Here is a 4,884-nt window from a genome sequence, read left to right as displayed (position 1 = left end):
TAATACACGGTAGAGCCGCCGTTTTTATGTTAAGTAATATTTCGCCAACGGTATCGTATCAACTGCCCAAGGATAGGTCGTCGTAGCTAACTTTGTCATCTAGGGACAAATAAACTCGGTCTTGCCAGTTGGGTTTGTTTGTGCTGACTGTGCCTTCATTGCTGATGATGAAGTCCAAGGAAATCGTGCCACCTGCATTCACGGTGGTGGGTGCAATAATCTCCTTCACTTGCAAGTCAGGACGAGGAGTTAAGCTAACTAAGAGATTATTGGGATTTGTGCTGTTAGTGTTATTAGCAGTAACACTATTTTCATATAGAGAATTAGTAGTGTTAGTTTTGACTACAACCTCATACAGACCTTGCATGGTAGAAGGCAAGACAAATTGTTCCGAGCGAGTATAGTCTTTGCCTGCTTGCAAACCGTTATTATAAGTAAAGCTGCCCAAGGAGATTAATTGGGCGTTGGGTTTACCAACTTCTCTAAGAAATACTTGGTCTGTCCAGGAAGCAACTGCATCACCTGTACCTGAGTTAGCTACTGTCCAAGATACGTCAATTTTGTTACCAGATTGGACAGAGGTGGGAGAAGTAACGTTTGTTACTGCTAGGTCGGGAGGAGGGGTGAAAGTTACTTGAACTGCGTTGGAGGTGCGGCTGTTGTTATCTGTGTAAATAAACTCGAATGGCCCGCCTGTAGTCACAACTAGGTAGTAATTACCAGAAAGTCCGTTTGGCAGGGTAACGTCAACAGAGGTGTTGTAAGTCTTGCCTACAGCTAATGCACCTACGTGTTCAAAGTTTCCTAAGTTGGCAATGATATTTTTGCCTTCAGGGTCACTGGCTAATAAAACCCGGTCTGTCCAAGAACTGGTGTCGGTTATGCCAATGCCTGAGTTGGTAACTTTCCAGGATATTTGCATTGGTTGACCGCTGCTGGCAGCTGGTTGTGCTTGGACTTCAGAGACAAGCAAATCTGCATAGGGTGTGCGGACGACGCTGAAGCTATTATCAGCACTAGCTTTATTATTCGTCTCTAAGCTGTTTTCAAATACTTGAGAAGTGGCATCAGTTTGCACAAATAACTGATATTTACCTTGGAAACCGGGGGAGAGGCGTAGTTTTTCTGAACGGGTATAACCTTTATCCTTTTCTAAAAATCCGTCATGGGTGAAGTTAGCCAGTATAATGTCATCTGAGTTACCGATTGTACTGTCGAGTGAGGCGATAATTCGGTCTACCCATGTGCTGGTTTTACCAATGCCAGTGCCAACGTTAGTTACTGTCCAACCAATGGTCACAGTTGCTGGGTCACCAATTGTCAATTCTGGTGCTGTGACGTTAGATACTGCTAAGTCTGCATAGGGCGCTAGTTCGATTTCTAGTTGTTGAAAGACGATGTTTTGTTCTGCATTTTCTGTATTATTAAGTTCATTAATACTATTGTTAGCATCAGCGATCGCGTATAGGTACTTTGTACCGCTAATATTTATAGGTAATTTAATGTTTAAGTTTTCACTGTAGCTTGTTTTTGCTACTAGTCCACCTGTATGTGTTACTTCTTTTATAAAATCGTTGGTGTTGGGAGTAAATCTTTCTGGGGGTGCATCTGATAGGTAAATGCGGTCAACCCAAGTACCAGATGTATCGTCTGCCCCTGCATTCTTTACGTCCCATTCTAAGGATATTAGATCCCCTGATGTTGCTCTTAATATCGTTCCGCTAGTTGTTGGGGCATTATTAAATTTGGTAATAGTTGGTACTAGGTCAATTTCTTTGACATTAATGATGTTAATGTCGAAATTTTGCTCCCAAGTTAAACCGCCTATATCTTGAGTTCTAATAGTAATGATATGGTTAGTGTTTTGCTCAAAGTCTAATAAGGCGCTATTGGCAACTATTAATCGATTATTTGTAATGGCAAAACGCCCGTCGGCATTATTAAGTAATGTGTAGGTATGGCTATCATTTCTATCTGTGTCGATTGTGCTGAAAGTTGCAACTACTGTACCATTTGGGCTATGTTCGTTAATGCTGTTATTGCTTAACTGAATTGCTGTTGGTGCTTCATTGACATTTTTGATTGCAATGGTGAATGTTTTTTCAAAACTTAAGCCACCTGCATCTGTAGCTTTAACTTTAATTGTATGGCTAGTATTATTTTCAAAGTTTAATAGACTGCTATTGGCAACTTGTAATTCATTGCCAACTATTTTAAATCTACCATTAGCATCATTGACTATTTCGTAAGTGTGAGTGTCAATTTCATCTAATTCAAGAGTATTAAAAGTTCCAATTACATAATTATTAGAACTATTTTCATCAATTTGAGTATTGTTAAGTTGAATATTAAATGGAGCTTCATTAGCATTATTAATAGTAATTTTAAAAGTCTTGTCTAGGCTTAATCCTCCTTTATCTACTGATTGAATGATAATGTTATAATTTTTCTGGTTTTCAAAATCTAATAATCCTCCATTAGCAACTTTTAGTTGCTTGCCGTCTAGGAAAAAGCGACCACTCGCACTATCTAATAGTTTATAGGTATGAGTTTCGTTCAAATCTGGGTCAATGGTATTTAAGGTGCCAATTAGTGTTCCGTTTAAACTATTTTCATCAATTGTATTATTGCTTAATTCAACTTCTGTCGGGGGATTATTGTTGATATCTAGAAATTGGATAGCTTGAGCAAAAATGTTATTATTTCCATCTTCTTCTAATTGGTAATATTTTTCATCAGTAATAAATAGCAGATATTGGTTGCCTGTAGCTGTTTTTGGTAGGGTAATTGTTTGAGCGAGGGTATAGTTGCTATAAATTGGTAGTACTGCTGGTATTGTTGGTTTTAATATCCGACTAATGAAAGTATCTGTAACATCAAAAATGTTATCTACAGATAGATAAATTGCATCATACCAAGTTGTTGCATCTGTTATGTCCTTACCTTGGTTTTCTACTGTCCAACTGACACCAATGCTAGAACCAGGTTTTATGGTTGTTTCTAGCTCTACACCTATTATTTTTAAATCAGGTAATTGGTTATCTTCAATAAAGGTAGTGTTGGAAGTATCAAAAGTTCCTCCTGCTTTGATGAATTTTCCGCGATAAAAGTACAGTTTACCTTGTCGGAGGTCAACCGTACCTGTGTTGTTGAATATCGAGTCGTAAAAAGTGGTTGTTCCTGTACTATTTGATTTGATTAAAGTACCACTATTATTGAAGGTAAGGTAGTACAGTTCAAGGTTATTCTTAATTTCAAAGATACCTTCATTATTAATTACCTCACCAGTACTAGTGCTGTCAGCCTCCATATAATAGTTGTCAGCATTCCAATTAACAGTACCTTGATTGTTAAGGGTGATTTTATTTCTTAGACGTTTGTAATCACCGTTATTGATATTTAAAGTTGCCTCAGCAGCTATGTTTACTATTCCTGAACCGCTGAGTGTCCCCGCATACCATTGATTATTTTGCCCTTTGAGTGTAACTGTTCCTGTTGTGTTTAATATCCGTCTATTCAGGATGAAGTCGTTGTTAACAATTACTGTTCCCGTCGTGTTTAATGTTCCACCACTGATGAATAAATTGAGTAAATCTATTCTTGTTCCTGCTAAGTTAAGAGTACCTCCGCGGACTACCATATAAGCTGATTTTACTGTTTCTTGGTTGAGGTTAACATTCCCTCCAGAAACCTCGATTGCCCCTTCATTTTCAACAATAGTATTGACATCTAAAGTATAGCTAGTACTAAATTCAGCAGTGGTATTAGCAGCTAGCTTGAAAGTTCCATCATTGCTGCTACCACCGCCTCTAAAGTTCACTCTACCTTGTCGGAGGTCAACCGTACCTGTGTTGTTGAATATCGAGTCGTAAAAAGTGGTTGTTCCTGTACTATTTGATTTGATTAAAGTACCACTATTATTGAAGGTAAGGTAGTACAGTTCAAGGTTATTCTTAATTTCAAAGATACCTTCATTATTAATTACCTCACCAGTACTAGTGCTGTCAGCCTCCATATAATAGTTGTCAGCATTCCAATTAACAGTACCTTGATTGTTAAGGGTGATTTTATTTCTTAGACGTTTGTAATCACCGTTATTGATATTTAAAGTTGCCTCAGCAGCTATGTTTACTATTCCTGAACCGCTGAGTGTCCCCGCATACCATTGATTATTTTGCCCTTTGAGTGTAACTGTTCCTGTTGTGTTTAATATCCGTCTATTCAGGATGAAGTCGTTGTTAACAATTACTGTTCCCGTCGTGTTTAATGTTCCATTATTCAGGATGAAGTCGTTGTTAATCGCCCCTTCCCCAAGGATTGTCAAACTACCACCCGAAATAACTAAATCTTCTTGAATCGTCAGCTTGGCAATTGTTGATGTTAAGCCTTCACGAAAGGTAATAATAACCTCTTGCGGCACATCAATCACAACTTCATCTGTAGCTCCTGGTAATTTCCCCGTACTCCAATTATTTAAATCGTCCCAATAACCACTGCCACCAACCCAATAAACTATACTAGAGCTATTAGTATCTAAATTTAGCTCTGCTGATTTAGGGGATATTTCATCAGTAAAATGAATATCTGACCAAGTGGGAAGACGCCGCACCCCTATCGGGAGTGTAGCGCTCATAAGTGAAGTTCCATAATCTACATGAGACAGACCAAGTACGTGCCCCATCTCGTGAGCGATCGCAGTTAGTAAATCAACTTTTCCCTCTCCTGGACTATTTTCAATTGGGTTAAACTCAGAATCGTCCTCTGGAGTAGGATCTATAAACCAGCCAATACCAGCAGCATCTTGATCAAGAGTAATAATATTCCCGTCGTTCAATACCCCTGCCAATTTACGAGGTTACAGCGTCGGTAGAAGTGGGATGAATA

General features: G+C 38.6%; 1 protein-coding gene. It reads right to left on the bottom strand.

Annotated features, from left to right (window positions below; all coding sequences use genetic code 11):
- Positions 1-58: 58 nt before the first annotated feature.
- On the bottom strand, positions 59-4,834 hold the full coding sequence (locus RMY63_RS41150; protein WP_322734186.1) for a cadherin domain-containing protein: 4,776 nt from the start codon (positions 4,832-4,834) through the stop codon (positions 59-61).
- Positions 4,835-4,884 lie beyond the last annotated feature (50 nt).

It is taken from the genome of Nostoc sp. ChiQUE01b (genome assembly GCF_034531255.1).
Lineage (GTDB): Bacteria > Cyanobacteriota > Cyanobacteriia > Cyanobacteriales > Nostocaceae > Nostoc.
The sequence above is the reverse complement of the archived record's forward strand: the minus strand, read 5'-3'. Positions and strand labels throughout refer to the sequence as shown.